We start from the raw sequence: 18,939 nt of genomic DNA, 5'->3' as shown, positions 1-18,939 counted from the left end.
AGAACTAAAACGACAGCTTGTTTATTATCTTAGCCACAAATGACCCCAAAGAACAGCGCATTCCATCACCAGGCGACAGCAAATGGAGGAGGAAACCATATGGACATCCAACTTTCGCACGTCCACAAAAGTTTCAGCGATACGGCTGTTATCAACGATGTGAGCTTCACCGTTGCAGCGGGGGAAATTTGCTGCCTGCTCGGCCCGTCCGGATCCGGCAAGACGACCTTGATCCGCTTGATGATCGGTGCGTTGCCGGCAGACAGCGGCACGATCCAATTCGGCGACACCGACATGCCGAACATGGCGATTCTCAAGCGGCTCGGCTTCATGCCACAAAACGACGCTTTGTATGAAGATTTGTCCGCACAAGGCAACTTGGCGTTTTTCGGCGGATTGTACCATCTTCCAAAACGCACACGTGAAGCGCGCATCGCCGAAGTGCTCGACACGGTCGAACTGACCGGCCACAAACGCAAACTCGTGAAGAATTTTTCGGGCGGCATGAAAAAACGCTTGTCGCTCGCCATCGCGATTTTGCACGAGCCGGACATCCTGTTTCTCGACGAGCCGACCGCAGGCATCGACCCGGTTCTGCGCCGCAAGATCTGGGCGCAGTTCCAAGCGCTCAAAGCACAGGGCACGACCATCATCGTCTCGACCCATGTCATGGACGAAGTGGTCGAATGCGACAAAGGGGCGCTGTTGTATAACGGCAAACTCATCGAATACGACAGGGTCGACCGATTGCTCGACAAAACCGCAAGCGGCCGCATCGAAGACTTGTTCTTCGCCGCGTCAGAAAGCGAGGCGCGCCCATGATCCAGCTAGCGAAACGCGTCATCCGCCAGACCATCAACGACAAACGCAGTGTCATGCTCATCCTCGTCGCCCCGCTGTTGATTTTGACCTTGGTCTACTTCCTGCTCGGCGATTCGGATTATGTCGCAACGGTCGCCATCGATCCCGATGCTGTCCCTGCTCCAGTCATCAATGCGCTGGAACAGCAGGAACTGCAACTGGTCGACATCACCGCCGACGAAGCCGATCAAGCACTCGATTATTTGCAGCAGCACGAAGACGTCGACGCCGTCCTGCGCTTCCTTGAAAATTCCGGCATGGACATCACGCTGTACGAGCCGTCGACAAAAGGAGCCACGGCGATAGGCGAGATTCAAGAAGCGATGGCGGATATCAACCCGTCTGCCGAAGCTGAGATCAGTTATGTTTACGGCACGCAGGACCAGACTTTATTCGATTCGCTCGGCTACGTCTTTCTCGCCTTGTTCTCGTTCTTTTTCGTCTTCATCATCTCCGCGATGGCACTCGTGCGGGAGCGCAGCCGCGTTACGCTCGAACGCTTGATGATGACACCGATCCGGCGCGCCGAAGTCATTGCCGGCTACACACTCGGCTACAGCGTCTTCGCCGTCGTGCAAGCAATTATTATCGTCTTGTATGCGGTGTTCGTTTTGCAGCTGAGCAATGAAGGCAATATCGGCTGGGTGCTGCTGACGATGGTGCTGCTCGCCGTCACCGCCGTGTCGTTCGGCGCCACCATTTCCATTTTCGCAAGCTCCGAACTGCAAGTCGTCCAACTGATTCCGTTCACCATCATTCCGCAAGTGTTCTTCTCAGGGCTCATCCCGCTGGATTTGATCCCGTACCATCTCGGCAACTTATCGTACATCATGCCGATTTATTACGGCGCCGCCGCCATCAAAGGCGTCATGGTATACGGCGACGGGTTCACAGACATTTGGGGCTATCTCGCCGGGCTGACGATTTATGCGCTCGTGCTGTATATCATCAATACGCAAGCCTTGAAGAAATTCCGGAAACTATAGAAAAAAGCGGACGAAGCCTATGCCTCGTCCGCTTTTTCACGTATCTAAACTATTAATCTGCCCACAAAATCTGATACGATCCGCTCGGTTCCTGCTCCAAACGGCAATTATCGGACAGGATCGGCCGCAACGCTTCCACTTGCGCTTCGTCCATGGAAATGCCCGACAGTCCGTGTTCGGTCTCTGTGTAATCCAGGTCCGCTTCCTGCTCAAATTTGATGCGCAATAAATTCTTCGCGCCGTTGATCGTCAGAAATTTCACCTGGTAGCCGTCGCGGAACACGGCTTCGAGTTCTGAGCCGAGCGAGGCGAAATCATCGTTTTTCAGAAGGTCGCCGATTTCTACGCCTTCCCGGCGAACTTTTTCGATGCGGATCGCGTCCGGCATGGAAATTTTGGTCAATGTCATGTCATCCCTCTTTCCGGATTTCTTGGTATTTCCCTATTTTAGAAGACTGGCGCACTAATCTCAAATCTTGGAAACCGGATAAAGCGGAATAAGTACAGTTATTGCTGTTCCCACCAGCGCGCCGACGTGTAAGAATCAAGCCCATCCAAAGAAAGCGTCTCGCCGATTTTTGGCGTCAACAACTCCACGCCCAGACGTTGCGCTTCTTTTGATGCGCGCTCCACCGGGTCTGTCCAGCCGTGAAACGCCAAAGTGAACGCCGCCCAGTGGACGAGCATCATCTTGCTTCCCCGGACGTCGAGTGCCGCCTGCACCGATTGCTCCGGTGCCATATGCGAAGTTGCCCAGCGCGGGTCGTACTGGCCGCCTTCCATCAGCACGAGGTCGAACGGGCCGTAGCGCTCGCCGATTTCTTTGAAATGGCTGCCATAGCCGCCGTCGCCGCTCGTGTAGAAACGGGTCTCGCTGCCAAGCACGACCCAGCCGCCCCACAGCGTCGAATTGCGGTTGAACAAGCCGCGCCCCGAGAAATGCTGCGACGGCGTCAGCACGAGCGTCAAGCCGTCAAACGCCGCTTCGTCCCACCAATCGAGTTCGGTGATGCGCGACTCTTCCACTCCCCAGCGCTCGAGATGCGCACCGACGCCAAGCGGCACGAAGAAATGCCCGACTTTACTTTTTAGCGCACGGATCGATCCGTAATCGAGATGGTCGTAATGGTCATGCGTCAGCAGCACAGCATCAATTTCCGGCAGCCGTTCGACAATCTCAAGCCAATCCGCACTGTAGCGCGCACTTCCCGCAAACGCCAAAGGAGACGCCCGTTTTCCAAGCATCGGGTCGACGAATAGTTTCTTCCCGTCGATGCTCAACAGAAAAGTCGAATGGCCGAACCAAGTCACACTGTCTTCGCCGCTTTCGATGAGCGCCCAGTCGATGTCGACCACCGGCAACTCGGCAGACGGCGCTCGTTCCGCGTCGCTTGAAAAGAAAGTTTCCCTTAGCATCGACAACCCTTCCGATGCGCGGATCGTCATGTCCGCTTGTTCCAGATTGGCGAATTTTCCGTCCTGATAATGGCCGCACTTTCCAAACGACGCCTGCTGCAGTTTAGTCGGCATCGATCCGAGCGGCGCGTGCGCTTTCAAAAATACAGTCGATACGACAGATGCGGCCGCAACGCCCGCAAGAGAATACAAGGCAAATTTTTTCATGGCTCCTCCAAAATGGAAATGTAATTGATCCGTTTCCTGGCTTTCAGTATAGACGGAATGGCCGCCGTTTTGCACATGTGAAAACTGTGCACACACAAAAAGCCTGGCTCCCCGTTTTTTCGACAGAGGGCCAGGCTTTTCCTGTTCGCTAAGTTATAACGATAGCTCGCCCGGCAAAAACTTAGCGATCGATCGCTTACTATTATTGAGCAGGATCTGTTTATGTGAATTGCGCCGTGGATTGTCGCAGACATCCTGGAATAAATAATGCTCGGACGAATCGATGTGAAAAAAAGAATAGATGCGCTGGACACCTGCCGCATTGACGAAAGTAACCTATGAATAATTTATGAAGTGCTATTCTAGCTTACAAAATTATGCACATAGCTATATTAGTTATTACAAATAATGGATTATTACTGTATACTGGGGAGAAAAGAGGAGTTGAAACATGCGCAGTAAATTTAGTCTTCATAATTTGAAGGAAATTCCAGAAGATAAGAAGTTACTCTTTTTAGCTATATCTTTAATTCTAACTTTTATTTTAAACAATATTGCCAATAGAGGATTCAGTAACCTGATGAATTTTGTCAATCAACCCGTTTATCCATCTACTTATTCAATCGGTATTTTCGGAATACTGCTCATCATACCTGCCGCATTGTTTAGCGCATGGATTGTAAACAGCCTTGATGGTTTACAACACAGACTTTTAAACTCGCGATTTGCCGATACACTTCGCCCCGTGAGCTTTTGGATGAAAAAGAACATGGGCTATAAAGCCAAGCGAAAGAAATCCAGCGCTAAAAGATCAAGAAGCTCAAATACTCGACAAACCACCCAACAGTCGGCACTTAAAAGCCAAGAACAGACGACTCACTTAATGAATGAGAAAGAACTGCAAACTAATCGACAGTGGCAGGCTTACATAAGGCAAGAAGAGCAACACCGTCAAGCCGACATGCAGCGGCAAGATCAAATCAGAAAAAAAGAAGCGGAATTAGCAAATCAGCAAAGACTAGAGGCCGAGGCTCAACGACGAGCACAAAAACTACAGCAAGAAGCGGACTATGCCAATAAACAGAAACTAGAAGCTGAAGCAAGATGGCAAGCTCGAAAAAAGCAAGAAGAAGCGGACTTCGCTAAGAGGCGCGCAATTGAACAAGCACAATATAAAAGCAAACTTATCCTTCAAGAAAAAATCAACAAAGCAAATGCAATGCAGCGAGAGGCCGATAAAGCACAGGACAGAGTAAAGAAATTTTAATTGTCCGATCGTTTAAGAAACATAGCATCATAAGCATCGACTAAAACTTGTTTAGGGGTTCTAGAATGAAAAAACAAATGAACTACTGGATCATTTTATTGTTAGCTGTCTTCATGGCCGGCTGCACCGAAACAGAAACAGCCGCAACACCTGAAACCGAGGTGCAACAAGAAGCTGCCGCCGAAACGGAAGCACCGGAAGAAACGAAAGCTGAAGCGCCAGAAGGAGACACGGCGGAAGAAACGGCCGCAAGCGAAACGGAACAGGCAGCGGCAGATGAAGCCGAAGAAGAAACAGCCGCAGAACCTGCGGAAGACCAGTTCGAAGGATACGAACTCGTTGAAGTGGACGGCGGCGACCTGTCCGGGCACCGCGAAGCGAACACCGTCGTCTCCGTCGGCTACGGCGACCGCGAATACTGGGCGTTCACGAATGAACACGGCCAATTGGAACGCGTCACGGCGGACGAAATTGTGCTGCAGGATGACACAACCGAACCGGTCCTCGACTCCGGCCGCTATTATTCGGACGAAGCCAAAGTGCCGGGCGTTGAAAGCGACATTCTGGACGAAGGGCACGTCATCGCCGATTCGCTCGGCGGCGTATCGAACGCCTATAACATCACCCCGCAAGAAAGCACGCTGAACCGCCACGGCGACCAGGCGTATATGGAAAAAGTCATTCGCGATGCAGGGGGCGCTACGGATTTCGAAGCCATCATCACCTATCCCGATACCGAAACGCAAGTGCCTTCCAGCTACCAATACAGCTACACCGTCAGAGGAAACGAAGTGGTCGACACATTCGATAACGTCAACCCGGATGAAGTCAACGCCTCCCTCGGCTTGACGGACAGCGAACCCGCGGAAGCGGAAGCAAGCCCACCGGAAGCGAGCAGTCCAGACACAAGCGGTGACGTCTCTAGCGTGGACGCCAACGGCAACGGCCAAGTGACGATCCAGGAAGCGAAAGACGCCGGCTTCACCATGCCCATCATGAGCGACCATTGGCTTTATCCGCATATGCGCGATAACGATAATGACGGGATGGTCGGGGAATAATATTAAGTAGAACGAGTTCAATTGAAATTCCAAACGAGAAAACACTGAGATTTAATCAGTGTTTTTTCTTTTTTGAAAAACACCAAAAGGGCTGGCCCCAAAAAGTCACCAAATGCGACAGTTTGGGCCAGCCCCATCTAAGGTTCAGTCACAGCTTCACTGGCTGAACCTTAGATGCCATTGCTTTACCGGGCTAGATTTTTCAGGATGCTTTGCCAACCTTGGCGTTGAGTATGCAAACTGTTTTGCTGTTCTGCCTCAAAACGTTCTTCAATCAAGCAACCATAAGGCTTCTCAAAGATATCGATGCGCACACGGCGTCCATCCCCCAACACAAAATACAATTTTTCGGCAGCTTCAATTTCTGTATAGGTGCCCCAAAAATCAAAAGACGCACTGCCGTCCTTAGCAGCCATTTCGTAGTGGAATTCGCCTCCAATCTCGAGATTGTTTCTGGCGCTTGGGCAATGCCAATCGTCGCTGGCATAATTCCAAGACTTCACTTGTTCAGGCGTGACAAGTTTTTCCCAAATCACTTGGGGGTCATTGCGCGACTTTTCCCGAAGGGTGATTACTTTCCCCACGTCTGCACTGGTTTCGAGTCGCATCGCCATACGGTCAAAAGCCTTTTCCCAGCTGCCCTTGAACTCTTCGGCTTGTTCCTCTGGCACATCTTGCTCAACTTCAAAGATGCACATGCCCTCTTCCTTTGGGATAAATCTATAATTCTCGAAGGCTGGCGACCATTGCCGAGCGACAGGGGAATCATAGTCTTCAATGCCATTCATCACCAAGCCCACGTGCTTGATTGAAATAAACTCCGGCCATCGACTTTCTGCAATTTCTGATAACATGCCGCTTTCTCTGCCATGTTCATCTGCCGCCACAAAACGGATCTTGCTCCCCTTAGCCCAATCCCCATCAAAGTCTGAGCCTTCAGAGAAAGCTGCTGTCCAAAAACGATAATGATCCGGATCAACCACAAGTTCCCAAAGAAGTTCTGGACCGACATGAAAAGCCCTTTCAAGGTGAATTCTAATCATGATTTTCTCCCTTCCTTTCCGTAATGATTGCATCTCTGGATTCCCACGATAATTCCTCACTGGCTTCTGATGAAATGTCGAATGGCCATCTTCAATTTTTTTCGAAACAATTTTCCGCGGATTGCTTAGGCGAATTCACGGCGCCTGCAAATAGTGCCGTCCGGTCTCGCTTTAAAAATGGCAGTTATGTATTTAGTGGATGGAGCAACTTCACAGGCAGCCTTATCCTTATAGAGAGCTGGAATATCGTAAAAACCCGCTCCATCTACTAACGCTCATTGACCCTCTTTATCCCCGCTTCTTTGAGGTTCCGTGTAACCAGAAGCAGTTGGTGTAGCAATCGATTATATTCCGTTAGTGGGATTATACAATAATCTTATAAAAACATCATTAAGTTGTTATAATATTATGAATTTATAACTCATCTTGCTAAGGATCCAGTAAGATGCTTAGTTCACTTTATAATTCGCCCTCCTCCTTATTGTATTCAGTATTTTTTGAAGCACAAAAAAGCATCGCTCAAGGCGATGCTTTTGCCGTCTCGTCTTTAATTATCCGCTGGGAATCAACTTCACATGTTCCGATACTTAAATCTTCTTCCAATCATGCGCTCCTTTCGCCCAGCCGCCGATCGCGACACCCATCGCAATCAAAGGCGATGCGAATTCCACATCCTCCATCACCAAATACTGGTGGCCGAGCGGCATCAATTTCCCAGACAGCAATAGCTCTTCCCGCAGCTTCAAATAACGCTTCGGGCATTTTGGCGTGGTCGAGCCCGCAAACTTCGAGCCGCGCTGCACGACAAACCGCTCCCCTTGGTAAAACCCGCTCGCATCCGCCCCGCGTTTTGACGTGATGAAGAACAATTCCGGCGGCGTCTCGTGATAAAGCTTCACCATCCCGCTATCGAACGGATCGATCGCTTGCTCCTCCCCCGTCGTCGGATCCACCTCAAAAAAGCGGTACACTTCCCCAAATTCCGGATGATCGATCGCCGCAACAAAAAACTCCTTTTCCATCAGCCTTCCTCCTATTCTAAGAAAATTGCCTTTCATCTCTTAGATAGATGGAAACTGCGAAAAAGGAGACATTAATAAATATTTTGTTCAGATGATTTTATTCAAAACATAAGAATTTAAAAATCATCTTTTATAGTATTTATAAATTATTACGCACTTTTTTAATGACATAAATCAAGTTATATAAAGCTTTAATAAAAAATATCAATCCTCCAAATAAAAAAATTTGCTCGAAGAGATATATGTAAATATTTGTAGTAAAGTCTTTGAAAAATACTGCAATGATACCGAATGTTGCTGAACCAATGAAAAAGAGAAGTCCAACATAGATTGTATAATAGTATTCATCCATATAGCCCGCTCTATCCATGTTAGAAACTTTATTATTACCTAAAAAGCCAACCATCACACCTAATGTTGTATATAGAAACCCAATAAAAATAGTATTGATAGTCAAGATTTCAACATGATGGGACCTCAGCACTTCTTCATAAGCTAGGTAATCATTTACTAAGATAAAATAAATAAAAATACCGTAAGCAATTAATAAAAAAATATTAGGTATATTTCGTCTCAAGAATTTATTCATTCATGATTTACTCCTTACTAACCTCTATACTTTGCAATATTTTAAAACTTCTTTTTTATTTTGATAATAGACTCTTTTCATCTGATCTTTAATATTCAATTGGAGTTCTTTAGAATCTTGTAAATCTTGGTTAAAATCAAAGCTCACCCTTTTAGTTAATGGATTATTTTCCAATAAATGTTCCTGTGTTAATTCGCCTTCATTTTTTGCTGCTATTTTTACTTTTTTGCCAACTAGTGCTACCTTATTTATTACTTTTGTAAACAAACCTTTATCAGGGAATATATCTTTATTTCTTTCTGCAACCAATTTAACGGTGATCTCAACATTTTTTAGATTGACGATACTGTCATAAGTTTCTCGATCCAGCCCAGTAATATTTTCATCCCATAGACGAGAATCAGAAGGTGGTAAAGTAGTTTTATATGTTACATTTCCAATTACGTCCTTATTCCCTATAAATGGAATGGCATCTTCGACACTAACGGATGATACTTCGCCAAATAACTCATCTTTTTTGTATTTATTCGAAATTAACTCACCCAGTTTTAAAATTGAAGGTGCAGAGGATTCTTGTAAATAAGAAACGATAAACGTGCTTCTATCAATTAGAAGGTACGTAAACACTTCAAATATTTGATCTTCCTTCTTGAAAATCTGCTCGGCCTTATATGTTTCTTTTTCTCTAAGATGAAAAGCCCGCATATCTCTTTCTTTTCCCATTCTTCCGAAAATAAAATCGTTAGTCCAATCTAGTATCTCTAGTGTTGTATGATCTGGATCAAAATCTTTTTGGATTTTTAAACAACCATTAATTAAATGATTATCAATTATTTCTTGAAATCTCAAATTGATTTGCTCGATATCTTTATAATCCTTTACTTGCTGATCTGCTTGCTTTTTATCCGAGATAAATTTTCTTTCGTACATAGTGAACTGGTGAAAATGTAACGATTTATAAGTTCTTACCATAATATTAATTCTCCTTTTGTAAATAGTAAAAAATTTTTAAAAATAAAGAGTAAAAGGTTATTCATATAGAATAGCCTCCTACTCTTTCCGTTTATAATTCCAGCGTAATAATCATATTTTCAAGGTCTCTTTCTGGTCAATCCTGGTAATATATACAAAGACTTATAAAAAATAACTGAGTCGAACTCTTCAAACAAATTAACTGCATCTTTAGAAGATGTGTAAGTAACATTGTTCAAAAATTTAGTATTTCCATAGTAATCATAATCTACTACAAATATGTTAGTAGCTCTTCTTTTTTTCAATTTGTATACCATGACATTGGTATCAATATTATTGCCCAAAATCACATTCGCTTCCATGAGTTTCAACCTCTTTTTAGGTTTTTTTTTTACTCAACTTTGAAGAGTACTAGGTATTTAACGTTTCAATATTGAAAAACTATCTACTTTCATCAAATTATTCATAAGCCTTCCCATTTTTATAAATAACTTTTTTAAAAATTAGGTAATGTGAGATTTTTAAAAGATACTGTTGTTTATTTCGAAAATTACATAACGGTAGTGCTAGCCTACACGTAATCCGCGATTAAGAGTCCAAAGGCTAGATCCTGAATTATCTCATTAACCTGCAAAAACCTTTGTTTAAATAAATTTGCGTTTATTTTTTGGTGTGCCGCATGTGAAGTCTCAATAAATTTTCCTGATTAAACTATTTCTACAGTACATTATTACTTTTTTTCAAGTTACACTCTACACATAAAGATTGACCGTTATCAATAGTTGTTTTTCCCCCTTTGCTATGAGCCACTATATGATCTGCATGCATTTCATCAATTGTAATTACTTTATTGCATTTCTCATTTTCACATCTCATATCAGCGTTTCGCCAAATAATTAATCGTTCATCAGAGTTATATCTTCTTTTGGGGTCTTTGGGTAATAAATCGTCAAATGAAGAGAGAAATCTATTTTTATAAACTTGATGTCTCACTTCAATATTTTTCTTGTTAGCTCCTTCCTTTTGAAAAGCCGAGATATAATTAAATAGGTCTATTTGGTCTGCAGAAGGATGTCCAGAAATCAAATCAACCGGATCGCTAACCTCTCTTCTTTCTTTTTCAAAGCCTACATAAAAGTCATGGAAATCTTTATGTCTTGATGAAATATCATAGTCATCTATTAAGACAGATACTAGTAAATACAAATCTACAAATCCCCACTTTATATTTATTTCAGGTGGTTTATCGTTTAATACAGTTACCATGTAATTCAATACTTTTTTTACCTTTTTTGCCGTTTTTCCATTAGATTCAAACGACGTATTATTTTCATACATTTTTTTTAAATCAATTGCCTTAATATTAGTTGGTCCTCCAGCTAATTCTAAACACGTTACATGAGCGGCCCAATCATCATATTCGAAGCGCTTATTCTCGATGTTAGTTTTCAAGAAAACTTTATTTTCTGCTATTGACGCTATAAAGTCTCTCATTTTCCCGACCATTGCATTTCTTTTTTCAGCAGGATTTAAAGAAATTCCCTCTTGTAACCTTAAGAATAATTCTCGAACTTCATTCTCAGTCGCCTTGTCAATCTCTGTAATCGATAAGGTAAAAGATAAAAGCCTATCTTGTTCATCTCCCGTTAAGTCTTTGTAATATTTACCAGATAAATCTCCGACTTCAGGTAAATCTGTAGAATAATCTCCTACCGGGAATTTATTTTCATAGAACTCCCAAATAGCTCTAAGTCTTTGTTGTCCATCTGTCACTTCATGCTCGTACTTACCTTTAGTGGTTCTCAGATAAAATTTCGGAATATCATATCCTCTAAGAATTGTATCGATAAGCTGTTGTTTTTTCTCCGTATTCCAAACTGGTCCCCTTTGATATTGTGGTTTCGGGTTAATCTTCGCCTTTCTATTTAAAATACTCGAAATCGGCTTTACCATTGGTATAGTTCTCAATTCGACACCCCTTTTTTAAAATATTCTTTATATTAAACGTATTATAACAAAAAATTTACTTTTTTTTCTATATTTTAAATAAAATAAAAGACTTATTATCAAATGAACGATAATTGCATTGACCTAAAAGTACGAGACAAATAAAAAACACCTTTCACTGAAAAACGGGTATGAAAATACCAGTAAATCAACGTGGAGGTGTTTTTCTATGAGGACAAGAGTCAGTTATCCAGTGGAAGTCAAGATGAAAGCAATTGAAATGAAGTTAGCAGGGATACCCGTCAAAACCGTCCTAGAGGAATTGAATATCAAAAACTATTCCCAGCTAAAAACCTGAATGAGGTGGCACCGGGAAGGTGCGCTTCATCGCTTTCACCAGCCGGTAGGCAAACAGTATGCCTACGGCAAAGGACCTGAATATGAATCGGAAACCGATCGACTCCAGGTCGAGAACCGCTACTTGAAACAACAGATTGACGTGTTAAAAAAGTACAAGGAATTGGAGAGGAAGTGTTTGGAGGAGCATTTGTAGAACTGGTCAAAGATTAAAGGGAGCAATGTCCATCCAACTCATTTGCGAGCATCTAGGAGTCCCGCGTTCTACGTATTATCGCTGGAAAACCGAGCGAAACAATAACGGCCAGAAAAAGACGAACGAGTCCAAGCCATCGGTCAGCTGTGCGCAGCTCATAAATTACGGTATGGCTATCGAAAGATCACTGCTTTATTTCCGGATGTCTGTGAAAAGACCGTTCAACGCGTCATGCAAAAATAAAAACGGTCGTGCCGAGTGAAAGTAAAAAAACGGACCGGACAACCGGCGCATGTGGCCGAAAATCAGTTGAACCACATTTTTTCGAGCAAAAGCTCCATCTCAGAAGCTTGCCACAAATATCACGTATTTGTCCTTCGGTCAGTCGGTCTTGTATCTTTCAAGTATCATAGATCTCTGCAACGTTGAAATCATTGCCTATACGATTGGCCCAACCCAAGATACCGCCTTTTTGTTGGATACACTTCGCTAACTTGAAGTGCTGGAAGGAGCTCTCTTGCATAGTGATCAAGGATCCGTTTATACATCATATGAGAACCAGAAAGTCGTCAAAGAAAAAGGAATCATCATGAGCATGTCCCACAAAGGCACGCCTGCTGATAACTCCCCTATCGAAACGTTGCACTTCTTGCTAAAGTCTGAAACGTTTTACCTGGATGGCATTCACAGCACAACCAACCTATGCTTCATTCATACCGTCGAAGAATATTTAGATTATTGTAACCATATGCGAATTCAGATGAAATTAAACAACCAGTCACCGGTAAATTACCGACAACTGGCTGTCTTATAAAAAGTGTTTTCTTACTGTCTCAAATACGGCACGCAGTGCCAATAAGTCTTAGTAAGGTTTTTATGAAAACGAACAAACACAAGGAACAGTTTCATCTGGAATTTTAAGAAACTTTTCTACACCCTCAATATCCATACGTTCTCTGTACTCTCTTAATGTATAAGGTCCTCCGTCCTTTTTAAGTATAGAAACATTTTTTTCAAAATCTTTGCGGAAATTTTCTTCCATTTCTTCTTGCAAAGCATATCTTTCTGGCCAAACTTTATATAATTGAGCGTAATGCTGAAACCCTCCCCTAACACAGCGACCTCCGCAGTTGGCATGAGAGAAGCCCATAGCATACATTCTTGGAAGTTTGATACCCCACTCGTCTTCGATAATTGATTTGACATCAATGTCTTCTCTAAATGTTTCAATCATTGGAAATCTAGTCTCAATTGGCTCTAAAGGGCGGTGTGAATAAAACTCTCTTAAATTATCAGATCTATGAGTTTCATGAGGGCCGATTCCAAAGTAAAGAATCGGTTCTAAATTATGAACATCTCTTAATTCTTCTAAGAAAACAATCGTTTGCTGAACTTTCAGCTCCTCTGAGCACTTAGCTAGTCTAGAATTACCTAAAAATCGATAATCATAAAAAACTTCTTCTGGTGTTCTTCCATCAACACGTTCTGTAATTTCTACACCAATATAATCAGATACTTCATACATGAATCTATAATTATCTTCATCTTCCCAAAGAGTGTTTGTAAAGAACAGAATACAATTTTCTTTGCCATGTGCTTGTACCATTTGATAAGCAACATAAGCACTAGAAGCTCCACCACTATACATTGCTACGTGTACTTTTTTTCTTTCCAACTTAAGCCCTCCTGCCTTTAATCTATATATTCATTTAATAATTTAAATACTAAAAACTCTATTTCTTCTCTTGGGACACTTCTTCCGGCATTGTTAATTATGCGATTAACATTCTCATAAACTGTATTTGCTTTATTAGAAAGTTCAACTTTCTTAATAGATTTCTGTGAATCACCAAATTCTAACAAAATCACATCGTTGTCTTCGGAAGATACTTCCATATCTTTATAGTCATTCTGCATCTGTCTATCGAATAAATCAAATGTTGTGTCTGACCAATTTTCTAATTCAACACCTGTATAATTAAAAGCAAATCTTTCAATAAAATCTTTTGCTGTAAAATCCATAGACTTTAGGAGACGATTACGTTTAGCTGTCTCGATAGAATACGAATTATGTCGCTTTTCTAATAACTCAATTGAAGTCACATTGAATGTTTTATAGAGCTTTTTCAAAACGGCCTCTTTGAAATATTCGTGATGAACCTCGAGGGATTCTTTCAGCTGAAGCAAGGCATTTATATCGCTAAAGTTTATCTGTAATCGTTCTAGACTCTCTACAGGATTCACTTCAATTTTGCGAACTATATTTTTAAACTCCAACAACTTGTTTTCCATTTCCTCAGTGGTTTGAGTATGTCGTGGAAGTTGCCGTAGCCAGTTAAGAATACCGCTACTAGCCCTAATTACTATAGTTTGTTCCTGAACGTACTCACTTTCGTATTCTTTAAATACTCTTTCCAGACTTTTTACAAATTTAGAAAATTCCGGAGTATAATCGTTGAAAACGAATTCATATTCTTCCGCTTCACCAAAAATCCCAAATAGCTTTTCAGCATCAATTGCGGTAATATACATCCCATTGCGATAAAACATTAATTGTTCCCAAACGTCTCTTAGTAAACCAGCAAACAACAAAGGAATTAATGGTTTTCTAATTCCAAAGGGAGGCGAAGAAAAAATTAACTCTATGTCTCTTACACTCCCCTTTTTAACCGATACAATATGCGATAGTAATTCTTTCCTCAGCATGCGATAAGGAGCGTATTCAATTTGTGATAGCTGAGTAATATCTAAATTATTATTCTTGAAAATTGTTGCATAAATTAAATAATCAGGTCCTTGTCCTTCAATACCAAACCTCTCATAATTCGGAGTTTTTATTACACTGTTTAATACGTTAAACATTGCCTTAGTTTGCATACCATTTAAATTCCGTCTATTTATCGAATCATTGCGGATCTCTGGGGTACTTGGGTATAGTTCATACATAATTTCACTAAATTTGTTTTCCAACTGAACTTGATGTGTTACCTCTAATAACTCCCCATTATAAAACCACTTCACGTGTTCTCTAAAATTTTCAAAGTCTTTCAGAAAATCGCTTATTTCAAACTGAATTTCAGCAATCAATACACTTATTTCCTCATCTAGCCGATTATGATCAGCCAATAATTTTTTATTAGAATGGATTGAATATAAGCTCGCTAATTTATCTAGACCTTGTTGAATAGTTTTAAATTCTTTATCAGAAATTGCGAACAACTTTACTTTATTTTTTATTTCAGAAATAAGTTTTTTGGATTTAATATAGTCCGCCTTATTAATAGGAATTACAAAGTATAAGAACCCATCCGCATCATTATGATCTTGTTGAATAAAAGTTCTATCTATTATTTGTTCTGAAGTTATTAACTTAACCTCTAAAAATCTAGTAATATTCTTTTCATCGTTATAATCAGTAGCTAAATAAAATTTATTTTCTAGTAAGTTTTGTAAAATTCCCAACCTACTAAAATTTGTAATGCTTAAATTTTCCCTTTCTCTATCAATTAATTCGTCTACTAGAACTGAGCTACCTTCATTCAACTCCCATTGATCAAGAATTCGATTATAGCGCAACATTTTTTGTTGAACTAAGTCATTTAGGTTTTGATCCAACTCTTTAATGGTCTGACCAGTTCCATATTTCAGTAATTCTTTATTTAGTTTCACTACATTCGTTGAAGTAGATAGCTCCCATAATGTTATTAACTTTAATAAATCAATTTGACCTCTATTTTCTTTTGTCTTCTTCATTTTTTTAGTGACTTTATAGAAAGTCTTTAGGGATTGGAATGAATCATCACTAAGGAATTCAGTAGACTCGTTACGGAAAAAGTAATCGAATAACACATGGGGATAATATATACTATCCTTATTCTTTTCTATGAAGTTTCTTAAACCACCAGTTTCATCACTCTCAAGAAAAGTAAAGAGAGTTCTCTCGTTTTGTCCAAAGACAGTTGATAACCTAGGTATTAAAAATAGAGCCAAAGGGTGTAGTGGATAACAGCCTTCTACAATTAATTTTTCTGTCTCTTGATGATTCAACTCGCTAAAAAGATTATACTTCTTCAAAATCCATTTTGAATCAACTGCCTCATGGTTAAGCAACAATAGTTCTTCCTGTATTCCTTTAGTAAATTCCTGGGCAATTCTATAAAAAGTAGCCTTGTCACTTTCTACAAAATACGTTTTGAAACGCTTTTCGATTCTTTGAAACTCCGCTTTAAATTCTTCGTTGTAGCCCATCATATACTGAGACATATTCTTGTGAGAGATTAGCAATAACTGGAGAACGTTTCCACTTCTATTCGCAATTTCAGCTAAATCTTGAAGATCTTGCATAGTTTTATAAATCTGGGACGTTTCTAACGATTGCAGAAATCTACCAAATTCATCATAAGCAACAAACACTTTTATGTTTAGTGTATTTAGCTGAGAAACGATATGAGTTATTTTATCAATAAAGTTGAAATCATAGTCTAATTGAAATTTTGCTCCAGCACTCAAAGAAGAGTATTCTTCTTTGAACCAAGCTATTTCTTTTTCGTTATTGTTAAATAATTCTTTTTTCCAACGAGATAATATATAGTTGCGGTCTTTCAAAGATTTTTTAAATAAAGAGAAAGTTCGTGGATATTCACTCTCCCAATAGTCGATAGTTTTTTGTATTTCGTCAACTTCTCCTGGAACCTTAAGCTCATAGCCTTCTTTTTTCACAGATCTTACAATCGAATTAATAATAGCTTTACTAAAAGGGCCTTCATTTCCTGACAGTGCTACAGGAATGAATAAGTTTTCAGATTCTTTTGCTGCACTCATTTTTTCAAAGATTTCTTGATCGACATCTTTAAACTTATTAATTAGTCTTATAAAGTCTTTTTCAGCAATATTTCGAGAAAAAATGTCTGCTACAATTGTAGCTGCCAATGATTTACCGCTGCCATATGGGCCAATCATTATATGGGCATTCTTATTATCTTCTGCTAGAAAGCCACCAATTATTCCCTTCAAAAATTCAGCATGAGAAGGAGTTGGTAAATATCTCTGAATGAACTCTTTATTACCAATATCAAACTTTAAGTTAACACTAGTACTAAATGATCCTTTACCTTTAAATGTCATAAGCTTTTTCAGCCTTTCGTTGGTGTTCATATTGAATAAAGTCCTCTGCAGATACTTCAGGAAGCCGTAGTGTATCGAGATTATTCGTACGGGTAAAATAAGCAGGATATTTTTCATGCTCAGTCCAAACACTTATCAGAGTAACTATAGATGATCTCTTCATGTTAAAAAGCTTGCCCAACAAACTATCTTTGTGAACAATATCATCTAAACTAATTGTGCTAGTTTTTTTTAGCTCTCCATACTTGAGTAAGGTATATCCTATCAATAAAAGATTATCTTCATTAAATTTTGCTTCCTTCTTATAGATAACCCCATTTTTTTCTTCCATTAACTGAAGTTTATACAAAGGACTCAGAATAACTTCTTCCGGATCCGCACTACTACCTCCAGTAGTATAAAGTTTAATTAGACAGTCTATATCTCTTTTTAAGGATTTATCAGCAACAACACGAGTTTCTCGAGTTTGCACCCATTTAGTAAGCTCGTTTAAAACTTCCTCCCGAGTAAATACTGTCTCGCTATAAACATTGAAAAACCAATACCATGTAGTACTTACATCTTCATTTGTTGCCAATGAATGATGAAGTAAACCCGCAGTATTTGTGTACTTAATCGCTCTATCTTTTTCATTTATATAGTTTCCTAAACGGGTAATCTGATGGTACTTAATATTCCCTTCTTTTTCTTCTTCATAAAGCTTCGTGGCTACTATCCAATATTTCAAAGATTGAACCATATTTTTTCCAAGTCCAACTTTTTCGAATGCATCTTTTTCGAAGAAAAAGGAGTTATTCAATTCTATATTCTTTAAAGCCTTACTCAGCCATCTATCTCTTAGATAAAAACTTTGATGTTGACTATAACCCATAAAAAAAACGACCTTCTTTCATTGGAGATGCTCTCCAGTAAAAATTCATTAAATAAACATGCACACTTTTTAAGTGTGCATGTTTATTATATCAAATATTTTAAGAAACCCTAATTATTTCTCCTCAATCTTTGAGAGTATTTAGGCCGATCTATTGAAAATTCTGGAATTTCGTAATATTCAATCCAATTCAGTATATTGGTTAAATATATCTTTACTTGTTCCCGCTTAATATTAGGAGCGGTAATTAATAAATTATCATGAAGTTCTTCAGTTAAAGAACCATAATACATTTCTTTATTTTCTTCCATAAGATAGTAAATCCACTCGAAGACTTTAGATGTCAAGAACTGCTCTAATATTTGGTTAGTTATATCTCCACGCAAATTTTGCGGATCAATTTTCAGCATTTCTAAGTCTTTCTTGTTGAGCCTTATCGGACTTGCGCTTTGTAAGAGATCCGAAATTTCTAAAATTATTTTAGACTTCGTTATTTTATATTTATCGAAATCGACGTTCCATTTGAAATGAGTACTTTTTTCAGGAAGTTCTATTGATTCCACTTGATCTTTCATTTCTTCATAAAGTTTTTCGCATAATCTAGTTGATTCATATACAATTTTTTTAATTTCAAAGTATTCATCAAAGGAAAGGTAGCCATAAACCATAGTTTCAATATTCGAATTTCCTTTTAAACCTAGACCACTATTTGTTAAATTAGCACTTCCTATAAGGTAGTTCTTTCTATCGAAACAATATATCTTCGAGTGTACTTTATCATTAATATACATTTCCCATCCGTTATTAATACAATACTCAAACATCTCTAAATCAGTCACACCCGCAAGGATATCTTCTGCTCTAAATCTAACTAAACAAACTTTTTTGATATTCAATTTCGAGTGTGAATCAATCCACTTGAGAGTTTCTATTTTAGCAAATGCCGATACTATAAGTATTTCGGTATTTACTGATAAAATTTCAGTCCTGATTCTTTCTTTGATTTCCAAACTGTGAATT

At 40.1% G+C, this 18,939-nt stretch carries 16 protein-coding genes and 1 pseudogene; 5 read left to right on the top strand and 12 right to left on the bottom strand.

Features of this window, described 5'->3' with window-relative positions:
* The first annotated feature begins 99 nt into the window (after positions 1-99).
* On the top strand, positions 100-822 hold the full coding sequence (locus tag AB9R92_RS10805; protein WP_370669455.1) for an ABC transporter ATP-binding protein: 723 nt from the start codon (positions 100-102) through the stop codon (positions 820-822).
* Positions 819-1,847: an ABC transporter permease gene (locus tag AB9R92_RS10800; RefSeq protein WP_370669454.1), complete on the top strand. Its 1,029-nt coding sequence runs from the start codon at positions 819-821 to the stop codon at positions 1,845-1,847. The genes AB9R92_RS10805 and AB9R92_RS10800 overlap by 4 nt, the downstream gene beginning before the upstream one ends.
* A 52-nt stretch (positions 1,848-1,899) precedes the next feature.
* Here AB9R92_RS10800 and AB9R92_RS10795 read toward each other — a convergent pair whose 3' ends face one another.
* A complete protein-coding gene (locus AB9R92_RS10795; protein WP_370669453.1) occupies positions 1,900-2,256 on the bottom strand; it encodes a hypothetical protein in 357 nt (118 codons plus the stop codon).
* A gap of 98 nt (positions 2,257-2,354) precedes the next feature.
* Entirely contained in the window at positions 2,355-3,470 is a 1,116-nt protein-coding gene (locus AB9R92_RS10790; RefSeq protein WP_370669452.1) for an MBL fold metallo-hydrolase, read from the bottom strand.
* 451 nt (positions 3,471-3,921) lie between these two features.
* On the opposite strand from AB9R92_RS10790, the gene AB9R92_RS10785 reads away from it, so the two are divergent.
* Positions 3,922-4,737, top strand: coding sequence for a hypothetical protein (locus AB9R92_RS10785; protein WP_370669451.1), 816 nt, complete (start codon positions 3,922-3,924; stop codon positions 4,735-4,737).
* Positions 4,738-4,802: 65 nt separating this feature from the next.
* Positions 4,803-5,798: a DNA/RNA non-specific endonuclease gene (locus tag AB9R92_RS10780; protein ID WP_370669450.1), complete on the top strand. Its 996-nt coding sequence runs from the start codon at positions 4,803-4,805 to the stop codon at positions 5,796-5,798.
* A 185-nt stretch (positions 5,799-5,983) separates the two neighbouring features.
* On the opposite strand, the gene AB9R92_RS10775 is transcribed toward AB9R92_RS10780, so the two are convergent.
* The 6 genes from AB9R92_RS10775 to AB9R92_RS10750 form a co-directional block, all read right to left on the bottom strand.
* Positions 5,984-6,841 (bottom strand): SRPBCC family protein, encoded by an 858-nt coding sequence (locus tag AB9R92_RS10775; RefSeq protein ID WP_370669449.1) that lies wholly within the window; start codon positions 6,839-6,841, stop codon positions 5,984-5,986.
* A gap of 587 nt (positions 6,842-7,428) precedes the next feature.
* Positions 7,429-7,863: a DUF4357 domain-containing protein gene (locus AB9R92_RS10770; RefSeq protein WP_370669448.1), complete on the bottom strand. Its 435-nt coding sequence runs from the start codon at positions 7,861-7,863 to the stop codon at positions 7,429-7,431.
* Between the two features lie 139 nt (positions 7,864-8,002).
* Positions 8,003-8,452: a hypothetical protein gene (locus tag AB9R92_RS10765; RefSeq protein WP_370669447.1), complete on the bottom strand. Its 450-nt coding sequence runs from the start codon at positions 8,450-8,452 to the stop codon at positions 8,003-8,005.
* 24 nt (positions 8,453-8,476) lie between these two features.
* Entirely contained in the window at positions 8,477-9,424 is a 948-nt protein-coding gene (locus AB9R92_RS10760; protein WP_370669446.1) for a hypothetical protein, read from the bottom strand.
* Positions 9,425-9,543: 119 nt separating this feature from the next.
* Positions 9,544-9,786, bottom strand: coding sequence for a hypothetical protein (locus tag AB9R92_RS10755; protein ID WP_370669445.1), 243 nt, complete (start codon positions 9,784-9,786; stop codon positions 9,544-9,546).
* Between the two features lie 355 nt (positions 9,787-10,141).
* Entirely contained in the window at positions 10,142-11,392 is a 1,251-nt protein-coding gene (locus tag AB9R92_RS10750; RefSeq protein WP_370669444.1) for an HNH endonuclease family protein, read from the bottom strand.
* A gap of 208 nt (positions 11,393-11,600) precedes the next feature.
* Between AB9R92_RS10750 and AB9R92_RS10745 the strand changes: the two are divergent.
* Positions 11,601-12,738: pseudogene (locus tag AB9R92_RS10745) on the top strand (IS3 family transposase).
* Between the two features lie 60 nt (positions 12,739-12,798).
* Here the strand turns inward: AB9R92_RS10745 and AB9R92_RS10740 are convergent.
* The 4 genes from AB9R92_RS10740 to AB9R92_RS10725 form a co-directional block, all read right to left on the bottom strand.
* Entirely contained in the window at positions 12,799-13,599 is an 801-nt protein-coding gene (locus tag AB9R92_RS10740; RefSeq protein ID WP_370669443.1) for a hypothetical protein, read from the bottom strand.
* A 17-nt stretch (positions 13,600-13,616) separates the two neighbouring features.
* Positions 13,617-17,078 (bottom strand): hypothetical protein, encoded by a 3,462-nt coding sequence (locus AB9R92_RS10735; protein ID WP_370669442.1) that lies wholly within the window; start codon positions 17,076-17,078, stop codon positions 13,617-13,619.
* Positions 17,038-17,919: a DUF4007 family protein gene (locus AB9R92_RS10730; RefSeq protein WP_370669441.1), complete on the bottom strand. Its 882-nt coding sequence runs from the start codon at positions 17,917-17,919 to the stop codon at positions 17,038-17,040. Before AB9R92_RS10730 ends, AB9R92_RS10735 begins: the two co-directional genes overlap by 41 nt.
* 110 nt (positions 17,920-18,029) lie before the next feature.
* Positions 18,030-18,929, bottom strand: coding sequence for a phospholipase D family protein (locus AB9R92_RS10725; protein ID WP_370669440.1), 900 nt, complete (start codon positions 18,927-18,929; stop codon positions 18,030-18,032).
* Positions 18,930-18,939: the final 10 nt, after the last annotated feature.

It is taken from the genome of Planococcus sp. SSTMD024, from assembly GCF_041320495.1.
In the GTDB taxonomy this organism is placed as follows: domain Bacteria; phylum Bacillota; class Bacilli; order Bacillales_A; family Planococcaceae; genus Planococcus.
Note: the sequence above shows the minus strand (reverse complement) of the source record. Positions and strands in the feature narration are given on the sequence as shown.

Excerpts from the sequence above, each read along its gene's own strand:
- AB9R92_RS10800 (WP_370669454.1), top strand. The coding sequence starts at position 819 with ATGATCCAGCTAGCGAAACGCGTCATCCGCCAGACCATCAACGACAAA.
- AB9R92_RS10790 (WP_370669452.1), bottom strand. The coding sequence starts at position 3,470 with ATGAAAAAATTTGCCTTGTATTCTCTTGCGGGCGTTGCGGCCGCATCT.
- AB9R92_RS10770 (WP_370669448.1), bottom strand. The coding sequence starts at position 7,863 with ATGGAAAAGGAGTTTTTTGTTGCGGCGATCGATCATCCGGAATTTGGG.
- AB9R92_RS10735 (WP_370669442.1), bottom strand. The coding sequence starts at position 17,078 with ATGAACACCAACGAAAGGCTGAAAAAGCTTATGACATTTAAAGGTAAA.
- AB9R92_RS10805 (WP_370669455.1), top strand. The coding sequence starts at position 100 with ATGGACATCCAACTTTCGCACGTCCACAAAAGTTTCAGCGATACGGCT.
- AB9R92_RS10795 (WP_370669453.1), bottom strand. The coding sequence starts at position 2,256 with ATGACATTGACCAAAATTTCCATGCCGGACGCGATCCGCATCGAAAAA.
- AB9R92_RS10730 (WP_370669441.1), bottom strand. The coding sequence starts at position 17,919 with ATGGGTTATAGTCAACATCAAAGTTTTTATCTAAGAGATAGATGGCTG.
- AB9R92_RS10765 (WP_370669447.1), bottom strand. The coding sequence starts at position 8,452 with ATGAATAAATTCTTGAGACGAAATATACCTAATATTTTTTTATTAATT.
- AB9R92_RS10755 (WP_370669445.1), bottom strand. The coding sequence starts at position 9,786 with ATGGAAGCGAATGTGATTTTGGGCAATAATATTGATACCAATGTCATG.
- AB9R92_RS10780 (WP_370669450.1), top strand. The coding sequence starts at position 4,803 with ATGAAAAAACAAATGAACTACTGGATCATTTTATTGTTAGCTGTCTTC.
- AB9R92_RS10775 (WP_370669449.1), bottom strand. The coding sequence starts at position 6,841 with ATGATTAGAATTCACCTTGAAAGGGCTTTTCATGTCGGTCCAGAACTT.
- AB9R92_RS10760 (WP_370669446.1), bottom strand. The coding sequence starts at position 9,424 with ATGGTAAGAACTTATAAATCGTTACATTTTCACCAGTTCACTATGTAC.
- AB9R92_RS10785 (WP_370669451.1), top strand. The coding sequence starts at position 3,922 with ATGCGCAGTAAATTTAGTCTTCATAATTTGAAGGAAATTCCAGAAGAT.